General features: G+C 68.3%; 26 protein-coding genes. 6 read left to right on the top strand and 20 right to left on the bottom strand.

The genetic code is table 11. The features are described from left to right. Window positions 1–122: 122 nt before the first annotated feature. The 4 genes from ACZZZN_RS16275 to ACZZZN_RS16260 all read right to left on the bottom strand — a co-directional run bounded on the left by ACZZZN_RS16275 (window position 123) and on the right by ACZZZN_RS16260 (window position 5066). A complete protein-coding gene (locus tag ACZZZN_RS16275; RefSeq protein WP_463506170.1) occupies window positions 123–1802 on the bottom strand; it encodes a glycoside hydrolase family 13 protein in 1680 nt (559 codons plus the stop codon). Window positions 1803–1909: 107 nt separating this feature from the next. Further along, window positions 1910–2788 carry a carbohydrate ABC transporter permease gene (locus ACZZZN_RS16270; RefSeq protein ID WP_463506169.1) on the bottom strand — a complete coding sequence of 293 codons (879 nt, stop codon included), beginning with the start codon at window positions 2786–2788 and terminating at the stop codon, window positions 1910–1912. Beyond that, window positions 2788–3744: a carbohydrate ABC transporter permease gene (locus ACZZZN_RS16265; protein WP_463506168.1), complete on the bottom strand. Its 957-nt coding sequence runs from the start codon at window positions 3742–3744 to the stop codon at window positions 2788–2790. Before ACZZZN_RS16265 ends, ACZZZN_RS16270 begins: the two co-directional genes overlap by 1 nt. Further along, on the bottom strand, window positions 3741–5066 hold the full coding sequence (locus tag ACZZZN_RS16260) for an ABC transporter substrate-binding protein (protein ID WP_463506167.1): 1326 nt from the start codon (window positions 5064–5066) through the stop codon (window positions 3741–3743). The genes ACZZZN_RS16265 and ACZZZN_RS16260 overlap by 4 nt, the downstream gene beginning before the upstream one ends. Before the next feature lie 101 nt (window positions 5067–5167). Between ACZZZN_RS16260 and ACZZZN_RS16255 the strand changes: the two genes are divergently transcribed. Continuing rightward, window positions 5168–6388 carry an ROK family protein gene (locus tag ACZZZN_RS16255; RefSeq protein WP_463506166.1) on the top strand — a complete coding sequence of 407 codons (1221 nt, stop codon included), beginning with the start codon at window positions 5168–5170 and terminating at the stop codon, window positions 6386–6388. A gap of 153 nt (window positions 6389–6541) precedes the next feature. Continuing rightward, window positions 6542–7075: a 2'-5' RNA ligase family protein gene (locus tag ACZZZN_RS16250; protein WP_463506165.1), complete on the top strand. Its 534-nt coding sequence runs from the start codon at window positions 6542–6544 to the stop codon at window positions 7073–7075. A 117-nt stretch (window positions 7076–7192) separates the two neighbouring features. Here ACZZZN_RS16250 and ACZZZN_RS16245 read toward each other — a convergent pair whose 3' ends face one another. After that, window positions 7193–8095, bottom strand: a complete 903-nt coding sequence (locus tag ACZZZN_RS16245; protein WP_463506164.1) for a LysR family transcriptional regulator — start codon at window positions 8093–8095, stop codon at window positions 7193–7195. 71 nt (window positions 8096–8166) lie between these two features. Between ACZZZN_RS16245 and ACZZZN_RS16240 the strand changes: the two genes are divergently transcribed. Then, on the top strand, window positions 8167–9108 hold the full coding sequence (locus ACZZZN_RS16240; protein WP_463506163.1) for a DMT family transporter: 942 nt from the start codon (window positions 8167–8169) through the stop codon (window positions 9106–9108). Here ACZZZN_RS16240 and ACZZZN_RS16235 read toward each other — a convergent pair. The 11 genes from ACZZZN_RS16235 to ACZZZN_RS16185 all read right to left on the bottom strand — a co-directional run bounded on the left by ACZZZN_RS16235 (window position 9099) and on the right by ACZZZN_RS16185 (window position 19862). Further along, a complete protein-coding gene (locus ACZZZN_RS16235) occupies window positions 9099–10013 on the bottom strand; it encodes an aldo/keto reductase (protein ID WP_463506162.1) in 915 nt (304 codons plus the stop codon). The two genes, ACZZZN_RS16240 and ACZZZN_RS16235, sit on opposite strands and share 10 nt — an antisense overlap. Before the next feature lie 143 nt (window positions 10014–10156). Next, complete coding sequence (locus tag ACZZZN_RS16230; RefSeq protein WP_463506161.1) at window positions 10157–11563, bottom strand: PepSY-associated TM helix domain-containing protein; 1407 nt, start codon at window positions 11561–11563, stop codon at window positions 10157–10159. An 11-nt stretch (window positions 11564–11574) separates the two neighbouring features. Continuing rightward, on the bottom strand, window positions 11575–12801 hold the full coding sequence (locus ACZZZN_RS16225; RefSeq protein ID WP_463506160.1) for a Dyp-type peroxidase: 1227 nt from the start codon (window positions 12799–12801) through the stop codon (window positions 11575–11577). Further along, entirely contained in the window at window positions 12801–13352 is a 552-nt protein-coding gene (locus tag ACZZZN_RS16220) for a copper chaperone PCu(A)C (RefSeq protein WP_463506159.1), read from the bottom strand. The genes ACZZZN_RS16225 and ACZZZN_RS16220 overlap by 1 nt, the downstream gene beginning before the upstream one ends. 11 nt (window positions 13353–13363) lie before the next feature. Further along, window positions 13364–14029: a copper resistance CopC family protein gene (locus ACZZZN_RS16215; RefSeq protein ID WP_463506158.1), complete on the bottom strand. Its 666-nt coding sequence runs from the start codon at window positions 14027–14029 to the stop codon at window positions 13364–13366. A gap of 88 nt (window positions 14030–14117) precedes the next feature. Next, entirely contained in the window at window positions 14118–14723 is a 606-nt protein-coding gene (locus tag ACZZZN_RS16210; RefSeq protein WP_463506157.1) for a hypothetical protein, read from the bottom strand. A 45-nt stretch (window positions 14724–14768) separates the two neighbouring features. Further along, on the bottom strand, window positions 14769–15233 hold the full coding sequence (locus ACZZZN_RS16205) for a hypothetical protein (protein WP_463506156.1): 465 nt from the start codon (window positions 15231–15233) through the stop codon (window positions 14769–14771). A gap of 13 nt (window positions 15234–15246) precedes the next feature. Next, window positions 15247–16608 carry a dihydrolipoamide acetyltransferase family protein gene (locus tag ACZZZN_RS16200; RefSeq protein WP_463506155.1) on the bottom strand — a complete coding sequence of 454 codons (1362 nt, stop codon included), beginning with the start codon at window positions 16606–16608 and terminating at the stop codon, window positions 15247–15249. A 36-nt stretch (window positions 16609–16644) separates the two neighbouring features. After that, on the bottom strand, window positions 16645–17625 hold the full coding sequence (locus ACZZZN_RS16195) for an alpha-ketoacid dehydrogenase subunit beta (RefSeq protein WP_463506154.1): 981 nt from the start codon (window positions 17623–17625) through the stop codon (window positions 16645–16647). A gap of 2 nt (window positions 17626–17627) precedes the next feature. Next, entirely contained in the window at window positions 17628–18752 is a 1125-nt protein-coding gene (pdhA, locus tag ACZZZN_RS16190) for a pyruvate dehydrogenase (acetyl-transferring) E1 component subunit alpha (protein WP_463506153.1), read from the bottom strand. A gap of 27 nt (window positions 18753–18779) precedes the next feature. Continuing rightward, on the bottom strand, window positions 18780–19862 hold the full coding sequence (locus ACZZZN_RS16185) for a histidinol-phosphate transaminase (protein WP_463506152.1): 1083 nt from the start codon (window positions 19860–19862) through the stop codon (window positions 18780–18782). Window positions 19863–19916: 54 nt separating this feature from the next. Here ACZZZN_RS16185 and ACZZZN_RS16180 point away from each other — a divergent pair, with 54 nt between their 5' ends. Next, on the top strand, window positions 19917–20321 hold the full coding sequence (locus ACZZZN_RS16180) for a phage holin family protein (protein WP_201470662.1): 405 nt from the start codon (window positions 19917–19919) through the stop codon (window positions 20319–20321). Here ACZZZN_RS16180 and ACZZZN_RS16175 read toward each other — a convergent pair. Further along, complete coding sequence (locus tag ACZZZN_RS16175) at window positions 20281–21636, bottom strand: alpha/beta hydrolase family protein (protein WP_463506151.1); 1356 nt, start codon at window positions 21634–21636, stop codon at window positions 20281–20283. The two genes, ACZZZN_RS16180 and ACZZZN_RS16175, sit on opposite strands and share 41 nt — an antisense overlap. After that, on the bottom strand, window positions 21633–21896 hold the full coding sequence (locus tag ACZZZN_RS16170; RefSeq protein WP_463506150.1) for a hypothetical protein: 264 nt from the start codon (window positions 21894–21896) through the stop codon (window positions 21633–21635). The genes ACZZZN_RS16175 and ACZZZN_RS16170 overlap by 4 nt, the downstream gene beginning before the upstream one ends. A 169-nt stretch (window positions 21897–22065) precedes the next feature. Between ACZZZN_RS16170 and ACZZZN_RS16165 the strand changes: the two genes are divergently transcribed. Together ACZZZN_RS16165 and purB are read left to right on the top strand one after the other, a co-directional pair. After that, window positions 22066–22587, top strand: coding sequence for a low molecular weight protein-tyrosine-phosphatase (locus tag ACZZZN_RS16165; protein ID WP_463506149.1), 522 nt, complete (start codon window positions 22066–22068; stop codon window positions 22585–22587). A gap of 14 nt (window positions 22588–22601) precedes the next feature. Continuing rightward, on the top strand, window positions 22602–23984 hold the full coding sequence (gene purB / locus ACZZZN_RS16160; protein ID WP_463506612.1) for an adenylosuccinate lyase: 1383 nt from the start codon (window positions 22602–22604) through the stop codon (window positions 23982–23984). A gap of 220 nt (window positions 23985–24204) precedes the next feature. Here purB and ACZZZN_RS16155 read toward each other — a convergent pair whose 3' ends face one another. Both ACZZZN_RS16155 and ACZZZN_RS16150 read right to left on the bottom strand, forming a co-directional pair. Then, window positions 24205–24570 carry a hypothetical protein gene (locus ACZZZN_RS16155; protein ID WP_463506148.1) on the bottom strand — a complete coding sequence of 122 codons (366 nt, stop codon included), beginning with the start codon at window positions 24568–24570 and terminating at the stop codon, window positions 24205–24207. Next, the gene (locus ACZZZN_RS16150) at window positions 24567–25217 is read right to left on the bottom strand and encodes an acyl-CoA synthetase (RefSeq protein WP_463506147.1); all 651 of its coding nucleotides are present in this window, start codon (window positions 25215–25217) and stop codon (window positions 24567–24569) included. The genes ACZZZN_RS16155 and ACZZZN_RS16150 overlap by 4 nt, the downstream gene beginning before the upstream one ends. Between the last annotated feature and the right edge of the window lie 274 nt (window positions 25218–25491).

Raw genomic sequence — 25491 nt, 5'->3', positions numbered from 1 at the left:
TAATGAGAACCATTATCAAATCGGATGCACTTGTCAGCCTCGTTTCGTCTCGCTGCGCTCGCTCAACGACCGGGAATTCCCCCGGTCGTCGAGCGAGGAGCGCAGCGACGAGACGAAACGCCTCAGCCGATCAGGCCGGGCGCGAGCCAGACCGTCGAGTCCCCGGGCACGGCACCGTCGACGACCCCGCCGAGCACGACATCCGCAGCATCCGCCCCGAGTTCGAACGGCTCGGAGCCGAAGTTCGTCACGATCTGCCAGCCGTTCGGGCGGGCGAAGCGCAGCACGTCCGGGCGTCCGGTCTCGATCCACTCGAGGCGCTCGCCGGTCTGCAGCTCACGCCTCAGGCGCAGCGCCTCGCGGTAGAGCGCGAGCGTCGACGAGGGGTCGGCCTCCTCGACATCGACCGCGTACTCCGCGAACCAGTCGGGCTGCGGCAGGTGCGCCTCGCCGGCACCGAATCCGAACGACGAACCGGATGCCGTCCACGGCAGCGGCACACGGCATCCGTCGCGTCCGAGACCGTCGAACACAGCACCGCGGAAGAACGCCGGGTCCTGGCGCTGATCCGAGTCGATCTCGGCGACCTCCTGCAACCCGAGCTCCTCACCCTGGTAGAGGTAGGTGCTGCCGGGCAGGCCGAGCAGCAGCAGCGTGGCGGCGTGCGCCCGGCGCAGCCCGGTCTCGCGGTCGAGCTGATCCTCCGGCCCCCCAGCGGCGACCCACTCCACGCCCTGCTTGACCCCGGTGCGACCAGCCAGTGGAGCGAGCCCGTACCGCGTGGCATGACGGGTCACGTCGTGGTTCGACAGCACCCAGGTGGTCGACGAACCGGTGGCATCCGACTGAGCCAGGTTGTCGGCGATGATCGTGCGGAACTGCGTCGCATCGAAGTCCGCGACGAGCAGATCGAAGTTGAACGCCTGCCCGAGGCCCTCTGCCGACGCGTACTTGGCGCGACGCTCGGGCGTGCTCACCCACGCCTCGGCCACCGCCGTGCGGGGCGGGTCGTACTCGTTGAAGACCCGACGCCACTCGGCGTAGACCTCGTGCACGTCGTCGCGGTCGTGCAGCGGGTGGTTGCCGTCGTGCGGCAGCAGTTCGAGCTCGGCGGTGCTCGGCAGCGGTTCGCTGAGGTCCTTGGTCAGCATGTGCGCCACGTCGATGCGGAACCCGTCGACTCCGCGGTCCGACCAGAAGCGCAGGGTCTTCAAGAAGTCCTCGCGCACCTCGGGGTGGTCCCAGTTGAGGTCGGGCTGCTCGGGGGCGAAGCTGTGCAGGAACCACTGGCCGTCATCGACCCGCTCCCAGGCCGAACCGCCGAACGCGGCGGTCCAGTCGGTCGGCGGCTCCGAGCCGTCGGGCCCGGATCCTTCGCGGAAGATGTACCGCTCGCGAGCCGCTGAGCCGCGCCCTGCGGCGAGCGCCTCCTGGAACCACTCATGCAGATCCGACGAGTGGTTCGGCACGATGTCGACGACCACGCGGATGCCGCGCTCGTGCAGGGCTGCGACCATGTCGTCGAAGTCGTCGAGCGTGCCCAGGCGCGGGTCGACGTCGCGGTAGTCGGCCACGTCGTATCCACCGTCAGCGAGAGCCGACGGATAGAACGGGCTCAGCCACACCGCGTCGATGCCGAGCTGCTGCAGGTAGTCGGCGCGCGAGACGATGCCCGGGATGTCACCGAGTCCGTCGCCGTTCGCGTCCGCGAAGCTGCGGGGGTAGATCTGGTACACAGCGGCCTGTCGCCACCATGCTGCCGTCGTGTCGTCGCGGGTCTCGGTGAGAAGCGCATCGGTCATGAGGGGTGTTGCTCCTTCGTGTTGCGGTTGGTGTGGGGGGGGATCGGCGCGTTTCGTCTCGGGCGGCTCCGCCGTCCTCGCTCAACGAACAGCATCCGAAACGCGCGTCAGCCCTTGACGGCGCCCTGCGTGACGCCCTCCATGACGAAGCGCTGCGTAAACAGGTACGCCAGGATCGCCGGGGCCATCGCCATCAGGTACGAGGCGAACGACACGTTGTAGTTGTTACTGAACTGGGTCTGGAAGAGGTTCTGCCGCACCGGCAGCGTCTGCATCGCCGGGTCCGAGATGATCAGCGACGGCATCATGAAGTCGTTCCAGGCGTAGAGGAACGCGAAGATACCGACCGTGGCGCTCATCGGTGCCAGCAGCGGGAAGATCAGCTGCCAGAACGTCTGCCAGGTGGATGCTCCGTCGATGCGGGCGCTCTCTTCGAGCTCGAGCGGGATCGACCGGAGGAAAGCGGTGAAGAGCAGAACGCTGAAGCTCAACTGGAACATCGTCGCGAGGATGATCACGCCGATCGGGTTGTCGAGCCCGACACGACCGGTCAACTGGATCTGCGGCAGTGCGACCACCGGGAACGGGATGAACATCGCTGCCAGCAGGTAGAAGAACGAGTAGCGGAACAGTCGGTGGTCCCAGTTGCGCACGATCGCGTACGACGCGAACGCCGCGAGCACGATCGTCGCGATCACGGTGCCGGCCGTGACCAGCAGCGAGATGCCCGCGCCGACCGGGAACTTCGTGAGGTTCCATGCCTCGACGAACCCGTCGATGCTGAACGGCGCCGGCAGCGAGAACGCGTTGCCATCGACCGCCTGGGCGGTGGTCTTGAATGCCATCGAGAGGGTCACGTACAGCGGCAGCAGCACGGTGACGGCGGCCAGGATCAGGATGATCGTGCCCGACCAGTTGACCCGCTCCATGCGGATGCGCGGCTTCTTGCCCGAGGTGGGGATGGTGGTGAGTGTCTGCGTCGACATCAGAGTGCGTTCCTTCCGCGGGTCAGCGAGAGCTGCAGCAGGGAGATGAGCACGGCGACGATGAAGAAGATCGTCGCGTTGGCCATCTGATAGGCGTAATCGCCGCCGTTGAAGCCCGCGATGATCGTCATCGCGACGCTGCGGGTGGAGGTTCCGGGTCCGCCGTTGGTGAGGCCGACGATGATGTCGTAGGCGTTGAGGAAGCCCTTGAAGCCGAGGATCACGTTGATCACCACGTATCCCGCGACCAGCGGGATCGTGATGCGCGTCAGCTGCTGCGTCTTGCTCGCGCCGTCGATGCTCGCCGCCTCGTAGACCTCGCTGGGCACCGAGAGGAGACCGGCGATGTAGATGAGCAGTGCGCCGGGCACCGCCTGCCAGGCCGTCACGATCACGATCGCGACCCAGGCCAGGTCGGGGTTGGCGAGCAGGCTCGTCTCGAGCCACGGGATGCCGGCTGCAGCTCCCGCCGCGGGGAGCGAGTTCGAGAAGAGGAAGTTGAAGACGTAGGCGATGATGATGCCCGAGATGACCATCGGGATCACGAAGATCGTGCGGAGACCGGTCTTGAAGCGGATGCGGGAGGTCAGCCCCACCGCGAGAAGGAACGCGATCACGTTGACGACGATCACCGTGGCGATCGAGAATCCGAACGTGAACAGGTAGCTCTGCAGGATGGCCGGATCGCTGAACATCGCGATGTAGTTGGTCAGTCCGCTGAAGCTCCACTCGCCGATGCCGATCGAGTCGGTGAAGCTGAAGAAGATGCCCATGACCGCTGGCACCGTGATCGCGAGGGTGAAGATCACGAGGGTCGGCAGCAGGAACAGGTAGTAGATCGGTTCGACGCGGCCCTTGCGGCGGTGGAGCTTGCGCCCCTGCCCTGTGACGATCGACGTCGTGTCTGTCGTCGGGCTGTTCGCCCTCGTGGTGTTCGAGGTGGCGGTGGTGCTCACGGTGCGGACTCCTCTGTCTCGCCGGATGCCGCATCGTCGGTCTTGGGAATCGGTGCGCGGAAGGCGATGCGTGCCCAGTCCGCGTCCATGGTGCGCAGAGTCGCGGTGGTGGAGGCACCCAGCGCCATCGCCTGGGCGTAGTTCATCACCGGGATCGTCTTGGGCACGAGCACCGAGGGGCCCTGATAGATCTGCCCGTTCTCGTAGTACTCGATCATCCCCTCGATGCGCGGATCGTCGGGAGCCGGTGCATCCTTCGTCGGGGTGAAGCCGAGCTGCGACGCGTTGTACGCCTCGATGTTCTCGGGCAGGTAGAGGTACTCGAGGAACTCCCGCGCGGCCTCCTGATGCTTCGACCCCTCGGGGATCATCGCGCCGAGGTCCATGTTCACCCGCACACCGAGGTCGTCGGGGTCGTCGGTCATGGGCAGTGGGAACGTGCCGAGATCGAGGTCGGGCGCGGTCTTCGCGATCTCGCTGAACGCCCAGGGGCCCTGCATGTACATCGCGGCTTCGCCCTTGCTGAAGGCCAGGTTCCCGTCGCCGTATCCGCGGCTCGCGGCATCCTCGTTCGTGTAGTCGTTCGCGAGCTGCATCATCTGATCCATCGGCTCGGCGAAGTCCTGCTCGAACGACACGGGCGAGTCGGGGCCGACGGAGGCACCCTCTTCGGCCATCGCGTCGAAGAACTCGATCGTGTCGACCGAGCCGCCGATCGAGTAGTCGTACCAGCCCTGGCCGACTGTCCAGTCGTCCTTGAAGGTGGCGTAGAACGGGTCGATGCCCGCCTCCTTCAGCTGCTCGCAGACTGCGATCAGCTCGTCCCAGGTCTGCGGCACCTCGAGGCCCTGAGCGTCGAAGATCTCCTTGTTGTAGATGACCGATGCGGCCATCACCGAGTAGGGCAGCGCGCTGGTGCGGCCCTCGCACGATCCGTACTGGTCCATGAGCGGCTGCAGGTCGTCTCGCACCGCTGCCGCGGCATCCGTGCCGGAGAGGTCGCTCATGGCGCAGCGCTGAACGAACCGAGCGATCTCGTAGTTGTAGTTGCCGAGGATGAGGTCGGGCGGGTTGCCCCGCACGAAGCTGGCCGAGATCACATCGGGGCCCGAGGTGTCGATCTCGACGCGCACGTCGCTCTGCGACGAGTTGTACTGGGCGACGAGATCGTTCATGAAGCCGATCGCCTCACGCTTGTTGAACGTGAAGCGGATGGTCTCGGCCCCGCCGCCCGTCGAGCAGCCGGCAAGGCCAGCACCGACCAGCACGAGCGCGGCGGCCCCCGCCACGAATCGCACCGGGGATGGAGATTTCAGAGACACCGTTGTCCTTTCGTCCTGTAGATCCGCAGACTAAATCTAGTGAGCGAATTTACTTCGATGAACGGTACTGTCTCATGTGAACGAGAGTGAGGTCAAGACCCGTGACAGAAGCATCCGCAGGTCTGGGCACCGGACGAGCCAGCGTCGGAGCCATCCTCGACTTCGCGTGGGGCGCCGGCGAATTCACCGCGACCGAGGCGATGGCGACGACCTCGCTGACCCGCTCGACAGCGATCGATGCCATCGACACGCTCGTCAGCGCCGGGGTGCTGCACGAACTGCCCAACGCGCGGGCGGCGGGTAGCTACCGCGCAGGGCGGCCCGCACGACGCTTCATGCTGGCATCCGATCTGGGTGTGGTCGTGGGTGTGGATGCCGGTGACAACCATGTCGCCGTCACCGTCGCAGACCTGCTCGATCGCACCATCGTGCACCATCGCACCGACATCGATTCGACCGAGTCGGCGTCGGCGCGGCGTGCGACGATCCTCGAGCAGATGGAGCGGGCGCTCGCCGAGGCGGACGTCGCCCGCGACGCGATCCTGGCGATCTGCGTGGGTGTCGCGGCGCCCGTCAACCGCGCGGGCATCTCGCCCCCGCATCCCGACGGGTTCTGGGAGCGCACGAACCCCGGCCTCGCCGAGGCGCTGGCCCACTGGGCACCCGCCGTCGAGATCAAGAACGACGCACAGCTCGCTGCGATCGCCGAGGGCTCTGTCGGTGCCGCGGTCGGATGCCGCGATTACGTCGCCCTGCTCGCCGGTGAGCGCTTCGGCGGCGGTGTGGTCGTCGACGGCCACGTGCTGCACGGCGCGCACGGTGGCGTCGGCGAGGGCATCGTGTTCGACCACATCGTGGGCGTCGGATCGGCCTTCGGACTGAGCTACGCCCTGCAGGACGAGGTGCGCGCCGCGGTCGCGACCGCGGAGATCGCGGCGGATTCGGCGATCGGTCGGCTTGCGTCCGAGGACCGCGTGGATCCGCGCATCGTGCTCACCGCCGCTGCGTCGGGCGACGCCGATGCACTGCTCGTGACCTCTCGCGTGGGCGCGACACTCGCCCGGGTGGTCGGCGTGCTCGGCAGCATGTACGACCCCACGCGCGTGATCGTGTGCGGCGCGGTGGCCGAGAGCGTCGCACCCGTCATCACCGCCGCCCGCGAGGTGGTGCCCGCCGAACTGCACCTGCCGGCGCCCGAGATCCTCGCCTCGACGCTCGGCGCCGAGGTCGTCTCGATCGGCGCCGTCACGACGGCTCGGCGCGCCGCCCGCGAGGTCGCCGTGCCGCTGCTCGCGGAGCGGCGGCTCACCGCCGTGAGCTGAGCCTTCAGCCCGGCCTTTCGTCCATTCCTCTTCGGAAAACGGAGACGATCAGCGCGCACGCCCGCGCGTCGAGGTGCGACCCGCCGGCCCTCATGAAGGTGGTCTGGGTTTTCCCGCGGGGACGTCGAGCGCGGGGCGCGACATAATCGACCCGTGGCAGAACCGACGCCCCCGCCCTCCTCGATCGAGCTCCTCCTCGACCCGGATGCCGAGATCGCGATCCGGGCCGAGTGGGATGCACTTGCGACCCGCGGAATGTCGAGCCTCTCGGGGCACACGTCGGCGAGCAACCGACCTCACCTCACACTTGTCGCGCGCGTCGACCTGTCACCACTCGGCCTGGATGTCCTTGCCGGCATGCGGTCATTCCCCCTCACGCTGGGCGCTCCCCTGCTCTTCGGGACCGGTGACCGCCGGGTGCTGGCCCGCAGCATCGTTCCCAGCGCGGAGTTGCTCGACCTCCGCGAGACGATCCTCGGCGCCGCCGGGCCGGGCGACGATGCCCCGCACACGGCACCGGGCGAGTGGATGCCGCACGTCGCCCTCGCACGCCGGTTGCGCATCGCCGATCTCGCGCAGGCTCTGGAACTCATCGGCGGCGACATCCACGCTCACGCCGACATCGTGCGGCACTGGGACCCCGGCACCGCGCTGGTCACGACCCTCGCCGAGCTGCGGCAGCCGTAGCGGCAGCCGGGATCACCCGCCCGAGGAGCTGGAGAACGCAGACGGTCAGCTCGTGCGCCCGCGCGTCGGCACGCGACTCGCCGGCATCCGCGCGCGTGGTCTCCGTTCTCCCTGCACTCAGGGATGCTGCACGCGCTCGGCGACATCCTGCAGCGCCCGCAGTACGCGCCTGACCGCCGTATACGCCAGCGCATCCGGTCGAGCCAGCACGTCGACGTGGCGGATCAGATCGACATCGGACAACGGCCTGAGAACCAGGCCGTCCACAGCCAGGGGTGTGGCGGTGGCGCGAGGCATGACGGCGATCGCCGCCCCGGCCCGCACGACCTCTGCCGTCACCGAGAACTCGTTGATGCGGTGCGCGATCCGCAGCGGCGCCCCCGACAGTGCGGCGAGATGGTCGAGCACGCCCGCCAGCGGGAATCCCTCATGCACCGAGACCCATTCCTCGTCGCGCAGGTCGGCGAGGGATATCTGCGCATGCTTCGCGAGAGGATGCTCTGCGGGGAGCGCGATGTCGAGCGGCTCCTCGACGAGCGGGATCGCGACGATCCGATCCGCCGGCCAGGGGGCATCGTGCGCGAGTCGATGAGCGATGACGAGGTCGTAGTCGGCCGTCAGGCCGGGGAAGTCCCGGTGCGGGACGTCGGCATCGGCGAGGCGGACGGCCGGACTCCCCTCGAGCTCCCTGAGGAGCGGTCCGAACAGCGCCAGACCTGCGCTGTTGAACGACGAGATCCGAACCGGCCTGTCTCCCGCTTCGAGAAGCGCCCCGATCGAGTCGCGCGCCGCAGTCAATGCCTCATCGACACGAATGCTCGCCGCGGCCAACGCCTCACCCGCTGCGGTCAGGATCAGGACTCGCCCCCGTCGCACCGTGAGCGGCAGGGCCACAGCCGACTGCAGAGTCGCGAGCTGCTGCGACACCGCCGACGCCGAGATTCCGAGTGCGGCCGCGACGGCAGTGACGCTGCCTCGGTCGCGCAGCTCGCGAAGCAGTCGAAGGTGAGTCGGATCCATAAGGCCAACCTTACGAGAACTATAAGAAGATGCCTCTTGGTCTTAATCATGGACATTGCCAGAGTGAGTACATGCCTCGTCGTCATCCGCTCGATCTGCTCGTCGACGTTCTGCTGATCGCCGTCGCGGCGGTCTGGGGAGCGAGTTTCGTCGCGGCCAAGAGTCTGGCGCTCGAGGTCGGCGTCGCCCCCGCTGTCGCACTCCGGTTCATCGGCGCGGCGGTCGCTCTCGGCCTGATCTGCGCGGCGCGCAGGGAGCGGATGCCGCGCGGCCGCGGCCTCGCCGTCGCCGTCGTGCTCGGCTTCTCTCAAGCCGCCATCATCGGACTCGAGACCTGGGGCGTGCATCTCACGTCGGCGACCAATGCGGGCCTGCTCATCAGCCTCGCGCTCATCTTCACGCCCGTGCTCGAGAGCCTCGCGGCGCGGTCGTGGCTTCCTCGGTCGTACTTCGTCGCAGCGGTCGCAGCCGTGGTGGGGGTCGCCCTTCTCGTATCGGACGGCGGGCTGCGGATGCCGAACGCGGGCGACGCCCTGGTGGTCGCGGCGGCGGTCGTGCGCGCGTTTCACGTGACCGCGAGCGCCAGACTGACCCGCGGGCGCAGTGACAGCACGCTCGCCGTCGTCCTCGTGCAACTCATCGTCTGCGCAGCGACCGCATCGCTCGTCGCCGGAGCGGAGCTGCCCGCGGCAGTCGCGCGACTCGACGGATCGGGGTGGGCGAACGTCCTGTTCCTGGGCCTGATGTGCTCCGTGTTCGCGTTCGTCGTTCAGCTCTGGGCGGTGCGGCGCACCTCGGCGACGCGCGCCAGCATCCTGATGGGAACAGAGCCGGTCTGGGCGCTCCTGGTCGGAGTCGTTCTCGGCGGGGAGAGCGTCGGCGCCGTCGGCCTGCTCGGTGCCGCTCTCATCGTCGCAGCGTCATACGCCGGACAGGCGATCGAACGCCGTCACAGGCAGCGCGTACTCGAGGCTCCGGTCGCGCAGCTGAACAGCGAGAGCATTCAGGCGTAGTCGCTGTCGTCGACCGGGGAGGGAGCCGGACCCAGGTTCTCGACGGCGTCCCACAGCCCCTCCGGGACCTCCGCCTGCGCCAGTTCGTCGAGCTGCTCACGACGATGCGGTGACGACACCCCGACGACGGTGGAGTCGACCAGCGGAGACCGCAGCGAGTAGTGCAGCGCGGCGGCAGCCATCGTCGTTCCGTGCTCCGCGCACACGCGCTGCAACCGCTCAGTCCACGCCAGCAGCTCCTCGCCGGCCGGCCGATAGGCGTACTGGGCACCGGCATGCGGCCCCTTGACGAGCAGTCCCGAACCGAACGGCGCCGCGTTGAACACAGCCATGCCGCGCGCCTTGGCATCGGCGAACACGGCCCCGGCCGACTGATCCACGAGCGTGAATCGATTGTGGATCAGTACGGCGTCGAACACACCCGTCTCGACGTACTTCGCCATCAGCGGGACCGGAGCGGCCGCCACACCGATCGCGTCCACCACGCCGGCGCTCCGGAGCTCGATGAGCCCCTGCACCGCGCCGCCGATCGAGATCGAGTCTTCGAACGACACCGAGTACGGGTCGTGCAGGTGCAGCAGCGGGAGGCGGTCGACCCCGAGCCGAGTGGTGGTCTCCTCGAAGGAGCGGAGCACGCGGTCGCGGTCGAACACGCCCGTATCCGGGTCCTGATCCACCTTGGAGATGACCCGCGAACCGTCCATCCCCAGTTCGCGCAGCGCGATTCCGAGCACCGCCTCGGAGCGACCGCCGGCGTAGTTGTTCGAGGTGTCCACGAAGCCGTGTCGGCTCGTGAGCAGGTCGATCGCGACCTCGACGGCCGCTCTCTCCTCGGCGGACCCCGGCTCCGAGTGCCGGCCGAGGCCGGAGGTTCCGAGGGTGATGGGCGTCGGTTCGATCTTCATCCGCAGGGAGTCCGTTCTGTCGGGGGGCCGGTCGTCGCGGTTCTGCTTTCACTGTATCCCCGGACGATCCGCCTCACTCGAGATGCCGGCCATCGTGCCGGCATCTCGACCGACGCCACTCGTCGCGTCAGTCGTCTGAGGCGTCATCCACGACGCCGGATGGCGCGCCGCAGACCGATGTCGAGAATGACGAATCCGAGCAGCGTCCACCCGACGAGTGGAAGCCAGAGCCCGACGAGAAGGGATGATGCGGCGGCCACCGCAATGCCCCACCAGGGTGCGTGGACCAGCGCCGGGGCCGGGGCGCTGCCGACGGATCCGACGGAGCGGGTGGGGCGTCGTTTCCACCACATGGCGCACCCGAGGACCACCATGGCGGCCAGTGCCAGGGCGATGACGAACAGGACCACCTGGTTCGCGATGCCGAACATGACGCCCATGTGAAGGTTGACGCCCCAACTGGCGAGTTTGGCGGGGAGGGAGAAGTCGGCGAAGTCGACCCTGTCGACGACGTCCATGGTGGTGCCGTCTATGGCGAGGGAATCACCCTCCGTAGGGAAGCTGGTCTTGATCTCACGGACCGTCCACGCAGTGCCTGGCTCGGAGGGGGGCGTGATCTCCACCTGACCGGTGTTGACATTCTCGCGTTGTGCGATCGCCAGGACGGCATCGAAGGTTGCAGGGTTCGCGGCGCCGGTGGGGGCGCTCTCCGCTCCGTGGTGGTGGGCGTGCTCATCGGCATCCGCCTGCCCGTCGAGCGCGGTGTTCACTGATGGTGTGCCCCAGTCGAGGGACGCCCGAAGGTTCGAGACGTTCGCTCCGGCGTACTGCGACCACGTGATCCCGGTGGCAGACAGGAACAGGGCGCCGAGCAGCACCCAGATCCCGACGGATGCGTGCCATCCTAAGACTCGTCGGTACCCCCTATGGGAGGGGTTTGGCCGGAGGAGGTCTCTCTTGGTGCGGGTCTTGCGGATGCGGACGATCCATAGTGCGAGACCGGCGACCGCGACGATGCCGAGCCACGATGCGGCGAGTTCGCTGTAGATGCGTCCGGCGTCGCCGAGGTGGAGGTTGCGGTGCAGATTGCTGACCCAGGTCCGCAGCGGCGTGGAGCCGCTGGTTCCGTAGACGACGAGGTCGCCGCGGATCTCGCCGGTGCCGGGATCGACGAACACGGCGCGGGACTCGCTGGAGCCGAGGGCGTCCTCGGCGTACATGATGCGGGTGGTGTCGCCGTTCTCCGGGGCGGGACGGACGGCGAGCAGTGCGGCGTCGTCGCCCATGTAGTCGTTCGCGGCGTCGATCTGTGCGGCCAGGGTGAGGGTGGTGTCGCTCTTCGGTGTGTGCAGCTCGTGTGCGTAGATCGCCTTCTCGAGTTGCGGGGTGAGCGCGTAGAGCGCGCCGCTGAGTGCGGCGATGAGGATGAAGGGGCCGACGAGGACCCCTGCGTAGAAGTGCAGTCGGAGCAGAAGGGCACCGGCCCAGCCGCCGCGGCTGCGATTCGGGGCCGGGGCGGGCGGGGGTGTGTGCGTTTCGGTGAGGGTCACGGCTGTGGCTTTCAGGAGAGGAGGGTGTCGCCGATGAACCCGTCTTCTGCGCATCCGGGCGGGATCGCGAAGACGGCGGAGCCGATGGGGGTGGTCCACTCGTTGAGCAGATCGAGTTCGTCCAGACGCTGCTGCATCGGGATGAACTGGCGGTCGATGTCGGCCTGGAAGGAGACGAAGATGAGACCCGAATCCGAGACTTCTGCTCCGGCCGGGCGTTCGTCGTAGTTGTAGGCACGGCGGAAGATGCGCTCGCTCCCACCGCCGCGGGCGCGACGGATGTGCGCGAACTGTGGGATGACCGGGAACCCGATGGCGGTCTTGGCGTCGAAGTCCGGTTCGTCGAACTCCTCGGTGCCGGTGAGGGGCGCCCCATTGGCGAGCGTCCGTCCGACGGACGCGTCGCGTCCGCTCCGGTCGAGCCTGTCCCACTTGTCGAGGTCCATCCGAATGCGCCGGAGCACCATCCCGGTACCGGCGGCGAGCCACCCGTCACCGGCCCACACGACCGCGTCGAAGTCGGTCGTGCCCGGTTGCGGATTCGTGGTCCCGTCCACCTGCCCGAACAGATTCCGCATCGTCGTGCCGGGCCGCTCGGTGCCGTACGCGCGCCGGAACCCCTGCTGCGTCCAGCGGATGTCAGCGAAGCCCCGGGCATCTTTCAGCAGCATCCGAGTCGCGTGTGCGACGGTGAGCGGGTCGTCGCCGGCGATCTGCAGCAGCAGGTCGCCGTCGGAGAACTCGGGCCGCAGCTGATCCACGCGGAACGCCGGCAACGGCGCCAGCCACGTCGGCACCGCGCCACTCGCACGGACGACGAGACCGGGACCGAACCCGAAGGTCACGGTCAGGCGGGCGGGTGAGAGCGCGAGCTCGGGTTCGGAGTCGGCGAGCGCCGGGGTGCCCTGCGTGAGTCGGGCGGCGTCGTCGGTGAGGATCCGCATCAGACGGGTGAGCGCATCGCGGTCGACATCGGCATGGAGGTCGAGGGCGACGAAGACGCCGTGCGCCTGCGCGGCGGTGTCGATACCGGCCTGATGCACTCCGAAGAACGGCACGGTCTGCCCACCGTTCATCGGTGCCGCCGGCGCCTGCGGCTCTGGCGTCGGACGGTTCAGGGCGAAGTCCACTCCCACCGCCGCGACCGCGCCGACGCCGGCGACAGCCCCTCCGAGGAGGAACTGCCGCCGGGTCGATCCGGAGCGACGGGAGCGGGCGCCCTCAGCGGGCGCCGGCATCAGTGATCCATGCCCTCGTGCTCGTCACCAGACTCGTAGTTCTCGTTCGCGCCCGAGTAGTCCTTCACCGGGGCGGTGAACTCGTACGTCGAGTCGTCGGAGAAGGTGAGCGTGAACGTCGCCTCGTCGCCGGCCTGCAGCGGGGAGGCGAGGTCCATCAGCATGATGTGGTTTGCGCCCGGCTCGAGAGCGAGGGTGCCGCCGGCCGGGATCACGAAACCGCCTTCGACCTCGCGCATGACCATCTCACCCGCTTCGTTCTCGACGGTCTCATGCAGCTCGAGCATGCTCGACGCATCCGACGTCACCGAGATGACCGTCACGTCGTCGTCTCCGTCATTGCCCAGCGTGCCGAAGGCGGCGGACATGCCCTCGTCGGCGGACTTCACCCACGCGTCGTCGATGGTGATGGCATCGCCGGCGAGGGTGTCGGCGGCGGTGTCGGCCGGCGCGCTCGCGGCGGCGCATCCGGTCAGGGCGAGCAGGGACACGACGAAGACAGCGCCGAGCCTGGTCAGAGCGGTAGTGGTGGTGGGGATGGGGGTGCGCATGATGGCGCCTTTCATGGTTCGTTCGTCGCGGACTCGTCGGAATCCGACGAGGCGACTGCCGCTCGGGGGCGGCGAAGGAATCGGAAGAGGGCGAAGGCGAGGGCCGCGAGGGCCGCTCCGCCGACGCCGACGAGCACGACGCGTACCGCGCCGCTCGTCTCATCTGCGCTCTGATCTGATGCTGTCGAGCCGGTTCCGCCGCCCGACGGGACGGTCGACGGCGCAATTGCCCCGTTCCCGGTGTCGGTCACCATCGGTGAGGCATCACCGATGGTGAACGGGATGACACCCGCGATGGGGTGTCCGTCCTCGGACACGACCTGCCAACGCACCTGGTAGCCCGCTACCGGCATGCCAGGGGTGAGATCCACGGTCACGTCCCGCCCCGACACTGTCGGGGCGGAAGCGACCCAATCCGTGCCTGACGCATCGACGACGAGCACCGTGGCCCCGGTCGTCGACTCATCGAGTACGAGCAGATCGCCGGAGAACGTCATCGTGACACTCGCAGGCGCGAGAGCGAGCTGCTCACCGTCACCGGGAGTGCTCGATATCAGCTGGTCGTGGGCCGACGCCGGGGCCGCGGTCGCCAGTACGGCGACACCGGCCAGCATCAGCCCAGCCGCCAGGCGGCGGAATCGGGACATGAAGAAGAACCTCTCGACGGACGTCGACACGGCGACGCCTTTCCTGCGCAGAACGCGTATGCATGACATACGCGAAGTACGCGCTCACCGCCCCGGACGGGCGCTGACGCGGATCAGATCAGAACGCGAGAACGAGAGGTGGAGCACGACCTCGGAGAGTCGCCAGGAAGGAGGATGTCGCGGAGATCGTGTCGGGGATCTCGCCCAGAGCATTGGTCCCCCCAGGCAGAGAAGGGCCGGCGACGATGACATCGAGGTGGCTGCGCACCCAGCGTGCGGCTCGAACAGCAAGATCGCAGATCGCGTGAACCAGGCGCTCTGCACGAAGCAGCACGAGAACGGTGAGGAGCGTCGCGGCAGCGTGGCCCAGCCACATGCTGCCGTCCGCGCCGACCGTTTCGGGCACTCCTGTGCCGGCGGGGAGCACGAGAGGTGATCCATGCACGTGCGGCGCAACCGCACCGGTCGTGGTCACGGTTCCGAGCACGAACAGCGTGTGAAACAGAAACTGACTCGCCCCCACAGCCAGTCCGAGCCGGACGGCCGACAGCTTCCGGCCCGCCAGAAGAACGCAGACCATGGACGCGAGGATCCACGGAACAGCGATGCCGAGAACACCCGGCATCGCGCCGCCGCCGGTCACATGTCCGGCGAGGGCCACGAAGATCGCGAGAGTCGACGAGGCGAAGCCGCGGACGACGGCCGGCCTCCTGGACTCACTCACTCTGCCAGTCTGCCACTCGACTGCGCGTGGATTCGCCCGCATCACCTATGAGGTGGCTTCTGACCTGCGCTCGACCGGTGCTCGCAGGGCCGGCTTCGCGACCTGGGTTGCGAGCAGAACCAGAAGAGGGATGAAGTGGAATGCCGCGAGTGTCATCGCGTCGCGCGCGATGCCGTTGAACGGATTCCCCTCATCGAGCGGTCCCGCCGATGCGCCGTTCAACAGTGCGTATCCGGCAACCGACATCGCGAAGGTCACCAGGGCGACCAGCGTGAGGGCGATGCTCCGCTTTCGCAGAGGCGTATTCCGCCGTTCGAACGCGCCGCCCATGAAGAGGAGCGGCAGCGTCGCCAGAAGCGTCACTGGGATGCTCGCCAGCTGCAGGATGCCCAGCCAGTACAGCGCGAAGCCGACCGTCGGGGAGGGCACGTCGAGCACGCTGCTCAGTTGCGCGCACGTCCCCGCCACCCACGAGGCAGCGATGACACAGATCCAGATGATGCCGGCCATGGTCGCCTGGTACTCACTCGACGAGCAGCGCCGGCTCCTCGAGCACGGACGCCACGTCGGCGATGAAACGGCTCATGCCGTCGCCGTCGATCACGCGGTGGTCGAACGACCCTGCGACCGTGGTGACCCAGCGGGGGCGCACCTCGCCGTCGACGACCCACGGCTTCTGGCTGATCGTGCCCATGGCCACTATCCCGGCCTCGCCGGGGTTGATGATCGGCGTGCCGGCATCCATTCCGAATACCCCGATGTTGGTGATCGTGATCGTGCCGCCCTGCTGGTCGGCGGGGCTCGTCTTGCCCTCACGCGCGGTGAGCGTGAGGCGGTTCAGCGCCCGGGCGAGGTCCTTCATGCTCAGGTCCTGCGCGTCCTTGATGTTCGGCACCAGCAGTCCGCGAGGCGTGGCCGCGGCGATGCCGAGGTTCACGTAGTGGCGCACGGCGATCTCGGCGCCACCCTCGGTCTCGATCCATGCCGCGTTGACCATCGGGGTGCGGCGCGCGGCCCAGATGACGGCCCGAGCCATGATGAGCAGCGGCGAGACGCGGATGTCAGCGTAGTCGGGCGAGGCCTTGAGCCGCTTGACGAGCTCCATCGTGCGGCTGGCGTCGATCTCCTTCCACACGGTGACGTGCGGGGCGGAGTAGGCGCTCTGCACCATCGCCGACGAGGTGGCCTTGCGCACGCCCTTGACCGGGATCGACTCGGTGCGGCTGTCCGCGCTGGGTTCCTGACCCTGTCGAAGGGCGGGCGCGAGACCGCGGGCAAGACCCGCGGGGGCGCTCTGCGGCGCGGGCATCGTCTCGTCGCGCACCGCACCCCACTCGGGAGTCTCGATGTTGCGGAAGACGCTCGCCTGCGAGGCGTGCTTCATGACGTCGTCGCGGGTGACCTCGCCGTCGGCACCCGTCGCGGCGACAGTGGTGAGGTCGACGCCCAGGTCGCGCGCGAGCTTGCGGATCGGCGGCTTCGCGATCACACCGACCGACGAACGCACCGGGCGCTCGGCCGGACGCTTGCGACGCGAGGTGGCGCCGCCGCCCGAGCCGTAGCCCACGAGCACCGAGCCGCCGCCCTCTTCGGGCGCGGGCGCCTCGGCGGTGGCGATCTTGCCGGGTCCGGCGTCGTCCCGAGCATCCGTCACGAAGGTGATGATGGGCGAGCCGACCTCGACCGTCGCACCCTCGGCGGCGAGCAGCTCGCCGACGACACCCGCGTGCGGCGACGGCAGCTCGACGAGCGACTTGGCCGTCTCGATCTCGCAGATGACGTCGTTGATGGCGACGGAGTCACCGGGCGCGACCTTCCACGCCACGATCTCGGCCTCGGTCAGCCCCTCGCCCACATCGGGGAGGTTGAAGTTCTGCGTGCTCATTTCGGTCCTTTCGGAACGGTGAGATCCGGGTGAGGGTCAGTAGGCCAGCGAACGATCGACGGCCTCGAGGATGCGGTCGGCATCCGGAAGGTAGGCGCCCTCGAGCTTCGCGGGCGGGAACGGGGTGTCATAGCCGGAGACTCGCAGCACGGGGGCCTCGAGCGCATAGAACGCGCGTTCCATGACGGTCGCGGCGACCTCACTGCCGATGCTCGTGAAGCCCTGCGCCTCCTGCGCGTAGACCATGCGCCCGGTCTTTCGCACCGAGTTGAGGATGGGTTCGTAGTCGATCGGCGACAGCGACCGCACGTCGACGACCTCGCAGCTCGTACCCTCCGCCTCGGCGAGCGCCGCCGCCTGCAGCAGCGTCGTGACCATGGCTCCGTGACCCACGAGGGTGACGTCGGAGCCCGTGCGCACCACGCGCGACGAATGCAGCGGAGCGGCGGATGCGTCGAGCTCGACCTCGCCCTTGGTCCAATAGCGACTCTTCGGCTCCATGAAGATCACGGGGTCGTTCGAGGCGATGGCCTCCTGGATCATCCAGTAGGCGTCATTCGGCGTCGACGGCGAGACCACGCGCAGACCCGGGGTGTGCGCGAAGTACGCCTCGGGGCTCTCCTGGTGGTGCTCGACCGCGCCGATATGCCCGCCGTACGGGATGCGGATGACGATGGGCAGGCTCAGTGCACCCTCGTGGCGGTTCGTGAGCTTCGCGAGCTGCGTCGTGATCTGGTCGAACGCGGGGAACACGAAGCCGTCGAACTGGATCTCGATGACGGGTCGGAACCCGGTCATCGCGAGTCCGATCGCGGTGCCGACGATGCCCGACTCGGCGAGCGGGGTGTCGAGCACCCGCCGGTCGCCGAAGTCGCGCTGCAGGTGCTCGGTCACGCGGAAGACGCCGCCGAGCTTGCCGATGTCCTCGCCCATGAGCAGCACCTTGGAGTCATCCTCCATGGCCTTGCGCAGGCCCGCGTTGAGTGCCTTGCTGAACGGCATTGTCTCGAGAGTCATGGTCAGTTGCCTCCCTCGAACGACGCCTCGTAGCGCGCGTGCCACGCCTTCTGCTCCGCGACCAGCGGGTGCGGTTCGCTGTAGACGTGGTCGAACATCTTGTCGACCGTCGGCGATCCGAGTTCGACCGATCGCGAGCGCAGGTCTTCGGCGGCGTCGGCGGCCTCGGCATCCGCGTCGGCGAAGAACTGACCCGCCGCTCCCCTGTTCTCGAGGAACGCGCGCATGCGGTCGATCGGGTCGCGCTCCGCCCACGACTGCTCCTCGTCGGAGCCGCGGTACTTCGTGGGATCGTCGCTGGTGGTGTGCGCGCCGAGACGGTAGGTCACGGCTTCGATCGCGCGGGGACCCTGACCGCTGCGAGCCTCGTCGAGGGCCACGCGCGAGACGGCATAGCTGGCGAGGACGTCGTTGCCGTCGACGCGGACGCTGGGGATGCCGTATCCGGCGCTCCGCTCGACGAGCGGCACCCGCGACTGCGTCGACACGGGCACGGAGATCGCCCAGTGGTTGTTCTGCAGGAAGAAGACGGTGGGCGCCTGGTAGCTGGCGGCGAAGACCATGGCCTCGTGCACGTCGCCCTGGCTCGACGCTCCGTCACCGTAGTAGACGATGACGGCCTCGTCGTGATCGACGTCGCCGGTGCCGCTGCGTCCGTCGAAGTTCAGCCCCATGGCGTAGCCGGTCGCGTGCAGCACCTGCGAGCCCAGCACCAGCGTGTAGAGACGCGTGTTGCCGTTCTTCGGGTCGGTCGGATCCCATCCGCCGTGCGAGACGCCGCGCATGAGCTTGATGATGTCGAGCGGGTCGACGCCGCGGATGCGCGTCACGGCGTGCTCGCGATAGGAGGGGAAGATCGTGTCCTGCGCACGAGCGGCACGGCCGGACCCGACCTGGGCGGCCTCCTGGCCACGGCTCGGCGGCCACAGGGCGAGCTGCCCCTGTCGCTGCAGGTTGGTCGCCTGGGTGTCGATCGCGCGGATGATCACCATGTCGCGGTAGAACTGCTCGAGCTCTGCATCGCTGATCGCCTCGATCAGTGGCAGGTACTTCTCGGCAGCCGGACTCGGCGCGAAGCGGCCGTCCTTCTCCAGGACGCGGACGAGTTCAGTCTCTGACGAGGTCACCTGTCCACGCTATCCGAGGTTCCGCGCCTATCGATGGAGACTCCGCACAACGGATTCGGAAACCTGTAGGACCTTGTCCACCGATTCATGCTCACCGACGGATATACGGATGCCGTCGCCGGGGAACGGACGCACGATCAGATCGCCTGCCACGAATGCCGCGGCGACCTCATCGGTGCGCTCGCCCGTCGGCAGCCAGATGAAGTTCGCCTGCGCGTCGGGCACGTCCCAGCCCTGCGCGCGCAGCCCCTCGACCAGACGGGTGCGGCGTTCGACGATCACGGCGACGCGCTCGAGCAACTCGCCCTCGGCGTCGAGACTCGCGATCGCGGCGTTCTCGGCCGCCGAGGTGACGGAGAGGGGGATACCGGTGGAGCGTGCGGCGTCGAGGACCTTCTCGTTGCCGATCGCATAGCCGATGCGGAGCCCTGCGAGCCCGTAGGCCTTCGAGAACGTGCGCAGCACGACGACGTTCGGATGCCGTTCGAACACTCGCTCGGCGAGACCGTCGACGGCTTCCGGCGCCGTGACGAACTCGGCGTAGGCCTCATCGAGGATGATCAGGACATCGGCGGGGACCCGCTCGACGAACGTCGCGAACTCGTCGCTCGTGATGATCGGGCCGGTCGGGTTGTTCGGGGTGCACAGGATGATCGCGCGCGTGCGCTCGGTGACCGCGTCTGCCATCGCGTCGAGGTCGTGACGCGAGTCCGCGGTGAGCGGGACCTGCACCCCCGTGGCTCCCGCGACGAGCGGCAGGCTCGGGTACGCCTCGAACGAGCGCCAGGCGTAGAGGACCTCGTCGCCGACGGATGCCGTGGCGAGGATCAGCTGGTGGAGGATCGACACGCTGCCGGCGGCGACGTGGACCTGGTCGGGCTCCACGGCGTAGCGCGCACCGAGCCTCTCGCGCAGGCGGCCGGCCGTCGCGTCGGGGTAGCGGTTGATCGGAGTCGTGTGCTGCAGTGCCGCCGCGACCGACGGCAGGGGCTCGAACGGGTTCTCATTGCTCGACAGTTTGAAGGCGTCTCGGCCCGCCTGCTTGCCCTGGCGATACGGCGCGAGAGCGGCGATGGCGGGACGGATGCGCGGCAGGATCGGGTCGGTCACAAGCATGAGTCTAGGATGTGCTGCGCGCCGACCTCATGGGAGACTGGCCTGACCATGCGTTTCATCATCAGAGTCGTCGTCAACGCGTTCGCCCTGTGGGTCGTGACGCTGATCCCCGCCCTGCAGGTGCAGATCCGGGCCTTCGCGCCCGGCGAGACCCTGCAGCTCGTGCTCACGCTGCTCGCGGTCGCGGCGATCTTCGCCCTGGTGAACACGATCATCGGCACGGTCGTGAAGATCGTGGCCTTCCCGCTGTACATCCTCACGCTCGGCCTGATCGGATTCGTGATCAACGGCTTCCTGCTGTGGCTGACGGCGTGGATCACGAGCGGGTTCGGCTGGGGCCTCACTGTCGGCAGCTTCTGGTGGGGCGTTCTGGCGGCACTGATCATCTCGCTGATCAACGGCGTCTTCGGCTTCATCCTGCGCCCCCAGCGGAAGCCTGCCCGCCGCGACTGACCGCGGCCCTGTCGGCGGCATCTCCGGCGGCGACCGGATACTCGATCACCCGCTCGGCGTGGTACTCGGTCCGCTCGATGGTCTCTGCGCGGCCGATCTCCTCCCAGTAGTCGTCGAGCTTCGCGACGCGCGGGTCTCCTGATTCATCGGCCATCGCCGCTGTCTCCTCATAGGAATGGAGCCAGTGCGAATCGACCCAGATGTCGCCGACGGTGACGCCAGGGTCGCCCTGGCGCGACACCGTGAAGCTGTCGGGAGAACCAGTACCCTCCGCAGAGCCCCCACTCAGCGCGGAGACCGGGTCGTCGGTGTGCCGCAGCTGGACAAGATCCTGGTCGTCATCGAGTGTCGGTTCGACGGGGCTTCCCGCCGTGATCTGCATCTGCACGTCGAACTCGCTCTCCATCGACAGGTACGCCGCCACAATGCCGGCCTGCGAGTGCGCCACGACATCGACCACATCGCCGGGCTGCGCTCCCGCCGCCTCGAGCGCATCGATCGTCGCCTGATACGACGCGGACCTCTGCCCCTGATAGAGCTCGGCATTCGACTTCATGTCCCACGGCTCGGCGCCGCCCCAGCCGATGCTCTGGGTTCCCTTGACGTAGGCGACGAACCTCGTGCTGCCGTCGGGGAAGTTGAACTTCTCGACCGCGACCTGTGCTCCGGCAGAGACCGGCATCCGATTCAACGCCGACGCGAGGCTGCCCGGGGCAGACGACGGCGTCGAGGTCTTCACCGGAGCCACCGTGACCTGATCGGCCTTGCCGGTCAGTGTCTCGCCGGGGTGCACCTTGCCGAACCCCAGGAACGCACCGGCAACCGCAGCCGCTGCGAAGACGGGACCGTACACGCCCGGCAGGAACGGCGCCGGAAGAAGCCCCTCGAACCTCTCGCTCTTCCACTGCGCCTCGAGCATCGCGGCCATGCCGGGGATGCGATCGTCTCCCTCGGCGAGCTGGTCTGCCTGCAGGGCCAGCCGGCGCGCCGAGTCCGGATCGGTCTGCGCGAGCATCGCGGCCTCTGCCCGCAGCTCGACGTACTCGTACACGTCGGCCATCAGCATGGTGCTCGACGTGGTCTCACGGCAGTCCCTGTGCAGGCGTGACACCCGCTCCCCTGAGGACCACAGCGCGACGGTGTCGACCTGCGCGCTGAAGCCCGGCGCATCGACGATCACGCGATACGCCCGCACCATCGCATCCCGCGCGTCGTCGAAGCGCGTCGCGACGGCATCCATCCGCCGCGCGACCTCCCGCAGCACATCGGGGTCGACCGAGATGACTCCACCATGATCGATCTCGATGCCGCTCATGACAGGTCGATCCCCGCCACCTCCGACACGCGCCCACGCGTGTCGGAGGCCTCGGCCCACGTGCGTCGCCCGTAGTCGCCCAGGGCATCGCGCATCGCTCTGATCCCGTCAGACCGCCACGCGGTGTCATCGACGAGTCCCCTCAGCGACGCACCGGCATCGTCGAGTGCGTCGACGGCGGCGCGGAGATCGCGGGCCGCCTGGCTCTTCGCCCATTCGGCCTCGGCCGCGGACATCTGCATCAGTGCGATGGAGTTCATGCGCCCAGCATCCGGGATCCGCACCGCCGCGCGCGCCCGAACCGCCCCGCGGTTCCGGGCTTCGTGAGTGCTTCTCTCGGCAACGCCACCAGTGCAGAACGGGTGCGGACCCTGCCACGCTGAGGATTCTCGCGTCGCGCGATCCGCCGTCGACCGGCACAATGGAACAGTGCCATCCCCGGATCCCTTTCGCGTGATCTTCGTCTGCACGGGGAACATCTGCCGCTCCCCCATGGCGGAGGTCGTCTTCCGCGATCTCGCAGAACGCCAGGGACTCGGCTCGCGAATCGTGTCACGCAGCGCCGGCACCGGCGACTGGCACCTCGGGGAGCAGGCCGACCACCGCACGCTCGACTCGCTCGCACGGCGCGGCTACGACGGCTCCCAGCACCGGGCGAAGCAGTTCACGTTCGCATCGTTCGCGGACAATGATCTCGTCGTCGCGCTCGACCGCACGCACGAGCGGAATCTGCGCGAGTGGGCCCGTGATGAGGACGAGGAGGGCAAGGTCACCCTGTTGCTCGCCTTCGACCCCGCCGCATCGACGCAGGACGTGCCGGATCCCTACTACGCAGGGCCAGAGATGTTCGATTCGGTGCTCGGTATGATTGAGGCGGCGACCCGCGGGTTGTTCCGCCAGCTCGAACCGGCCCTTCGCCAGCCCCGCACGCCCCGTGATCTCGGGGCCTGATCAGGAGGATTCCCCTGACTTTCCAGCCCTCGCTCCCGCCGCAGCCCCTGAGCCCGCTCGACGGCCGCTACCGCGGTGCCGTCACCGGACTCGCCGACTTCCTCTCGGAGGCGGGTCTCAACCGCGCTCGCGTCGAGGTGGAGGTCGAGTGGCTGATCGCCCTCACCGATCGCTCCCTCTTCGAGACCAGCCCGCTGTCGGATGCCGACAAGGAGCGCCTGCGCGCGCTCTACCGTGACTTCGGTCAGGCCGAGATCGACTGGCTCGCCGAGAAGGAAGCGGTCACTCAGCACGATGTGAAGGCCATCGAGTATCTGGTGCGCGATCGCCTGTCGACACTCGGCCTCGACTCGATCGCCGAGCTCACGCACTTCGCCTGCACGAGCGAGGACATCAACTCCGCCTCCTACGCGCTCACCGTGAAGCGCGCCGTCGAAGAGGTCTGGCTTCCGGCCCTCGACGTCGTGATCGCGAAGCTTCGCGAGCTGGCGGCCGAGCACGCCGACGCCGCGATGCTCTCCCGCACCCACGGACAGCCGGCCACCCCGTCGACCATGGGCAAGGAGATCGCCGTCTTCGCCTGGCGCCTCGAGCGCGTGCGCGCCCAGATCGCGGCATCCGACTACCTCGCCAAGTTCTCGGGCGCGACCGGCACCTGGTCGGCGCACCTGTCGGCCGATCCCGACGCCGACTGGCCGACGATCTCGCGCGAATACATCGAGGGCCTCGGCCTGGGCTTCAACCTGCTGACCACGCAGATCGAGTCGCACGACTGGCAGGTCGAGCTGTACGACCGCGTGCGTCACGCCGGCGGCATCCTGCACAACCTCGCCACCGACATCTGGACCTACATCTCGCTCGGCTACTTCGCGCAGATCCCCGTCGCCGGTGCGACCGGGTCGTCGACCATGCCGCACAAGATCAATCCGATCCGCTTCGAGAATGCCGAGGCGAACCTCGAGATCTCCGGCGCCCTGCTGGCCTCTCTCGGGCAGACGCTCGTCACGAGCCGACTGCAGCGCGACCTCACCGACTCGACCACGCAGCGCAACATCGGCGTGGCGTTCGGGCACTCGCTGCTCGCGATCGACAACCTGCGCCGCGGGCTCAACGCGATCTCGCTGTCGCGCGATGTGCTGCTCGCCGACCTCGACGTGAACTGGGAGGTTCTCGCCGAGGCGATCCAGACCGTCATCCGTGCCGAGGTCGTCGCCGGCCGTTCGTCGATCACCGACCCCTACGCTCTGCTCAAGGAGCTGACCCGCGGACACCGTGTGGGTGCGGCCGACCTGGCCGAGTTCGTCGAGGGACTCGAGATCGGGGATGCCGCGAAGCAGCGCCTCCTCGCGCTGACGCCCGCGACGTACACCGGTATCGCCGAGCAGCTCGCGAAGTAGCGCTCCGCGCATCCTGACCCCGCTCAGCATCCGGCTCCGGCCCGGGCTCGAGCGGGGTCAGTTCTGCATCCGCGGGGCGGTGCGGGGTCAGTTGCGCACCCCCGGCCCGGGCGGGGCCAGTCGCGCATCCCTGGCCCAGGCGGGGTCACTTCTGCATCCGAATCAGCCGATCCCGATGCGAAATCGACCCCGCACACAGGCGGGGCCACTCACGCGAGACTCAGGACGAAGCGGTGCGGTCCGTCGAGCCCGAGCCCGTGCCCGAGTCCGGCTCATCCGGAGTCTCGGGGTCGTAGAGCACAGGACGATCGACCGTCCTGGTCACGTCGGCCGGGTCGACGACGAGGATCAGCATCGCCAGGATCAGCAGCGTCACGATGAACGCGCCACCGCCCACGACCAGGCCGAGGGCGATCGGGGTCAGCCCGTCGTAGGAGCCGTTCGCGATCGCGTCGTTGACGCGCGCCGTGAAGGCGCCGGTCGAGACCAGCGTGACGATCGCGGCGAAGACGCCGCAGGCGAGAGCGATGCCGAGCAGGTGCAGCGGACGCAGGATGTCTCTGCGGGTGGGCTTCTCGTCGCTCATCGGTCTCCTCCGTGGTCGACGGGCGCGGGGCTCACGTCAGTGGCGGCGGCGACGTCGGCGGCGTCCGCGTTCTTCGGGGTCAGTCCTGCGATGCCGAGGAAGACCGCGACGATCGCCGCGTATCCGCCGAACATGCCGACCCCGAGGATGATGCCGGTGAGCACGAAGTCACCTGCGCCCTCGATGGCGTAGGGCTGCACGAAACCGGCGGGGATCGCGAGCAGCACCACCGCGAGCAGCAGCCCGAGAGCGCCGAGGGTGATGGAGTCGCGTGCGGTGACGTCGCCCGTGCGCCGCGCGCGCAGGCCCACGATCAGCTCGACGAGCCCGGTCGCCGCGGCCCACGTGATCACGACGATGAAGAACATGTCATCCGTGCGCCACATCGGAACGCCCGCGGTCATTCCCGCGGCGAAGCCGAGCAGTGCCAGCACGATCGCAGGCCAGCGCTGGCCTGCGGGGAAGACGAGCCACGCGGCGAGGACCATCACCAGAGCACTGGTCATCACGAAGCCACTGAAGACCGCAAGACCGACGGCGGCCGAGTGGTCGGGCGAGAAGGTGATCATCACGGCGGCGGCAGCGGCGAAGAGCGCGCGCAGCAGCTGAACGTGACGCACGGTGAACGCGCGGGCAGGGGCAGACATGACGATCCAGAGTCCTCCGGGGTGTTCCCCCCAGTCTACGCGGGGGCGCTGGGTGGATGCCGACGCGGAGGGTGTTCGCGGGGCCCGACGGACCTCCCCAGATCGATCGTCAAGCCCCGCGACAGAACGCAGCGTCGGGGGCGGCACTGCGTCGGGTCGCATCCGCTCACAAGGTCGGGCACCCTGCTTGCGGCGGTACAACCCTTGGACCCCAGAAACAGCACTCCGTCCCCTACGGGATGCCGGTGTGGTCGTAAGCTCACTCTAGAGCTCG

The sequence above is a fragment of the Microbacterium sp. AC145 genome, assembly GCF_979258505.1.
Note: the sequence above shows the minus strand (reverse complement) of the source record. Positions and strands in the feature narration are given on the sequence as shown.